Raw genomic sequence first — 650 nt, 5'->3', positions numbered from 1 at the left:
CGCGCAGGCGGGGCTGTTCCCTCGCAGCAGGTGTTCTACAACTCCGGCGGCGGGTCGGGTCAAGCCCCTGGTAGTGGTGTAACTGGTTTTTGATCCTTCGTTGGTGGTCAGGCGGGTAGTTGCATCAGTGGATCGGTGGTCACCTCCGTCGTCGAGTTGGTGTCGGTGTCGGTGGTCAGTGTGAGTCGGCAGCGGCTCAGGACTTCGAGTCCGAGGTAGCGGCGTCCTTCGGCCCATTCGTCGGTCTGCTCGGCAAGGACTGCGCCGATGAGGCGGACGATGGCATCTCGGTTGGGGAAGATGCCCACGACGTCGGTGCGGCGGCGGATCTCCCGGTTGAGGCGCTCGGTCGGGTTGTTGGACCAGATCTGTCGCCACACGTCGTCGGGGAACACGGTGAAGGCGAGCAGGTCCTCGCGGGCATCGCCCAGGTGGTCAGCGACCGCGGGCAGCCGGCCGTCGGTGTACTCCAGGAGCCGGTCGAACTGCTCGTGCACCGCGGTGGCGGTGGGCTGGTCGTAGACGCTGTGCAGCATGGCTTTCACGGCCGGCCACATCGACTTGGGGCACACCGCCATGAGGTTCGCCGAGTAGTGGGTGCGGCAGCGTTGCCACGCGGCTCCCGGCAGGTTCGCCGCAATCGCCCCGAC

At 66.8% G+C, this 650-nt stretch carries 1 protein-coding gene; it reads right to left on the bottom strand.

Annotated features, from left to right (window positions below; all coding sequences use genetic code 11):
* Nucleotides 1-107 precede the first annotated feature (107 nt).
* Nucleotides 108-650: transposase (locus tag G6017_RS13010; RefSeq protein WP_182617716.1), on the bottom strand; the 543-nt coding region annotated here is incomplete at its 5' end.

This window comes from Dietzia sp. B44, assembly GCF_014145245.1.
In the GTDB taxonomy this organism is placed as follows: Bacteria; Actinomycetota; Actinomycetes; order Mycobacteriales; family Mycobacteriaceae; genus Dietzia; species Dietzia natronolimnaea.
This window is presented reverse-complemented; position numbering and strand designations above follow the sequence as displayed.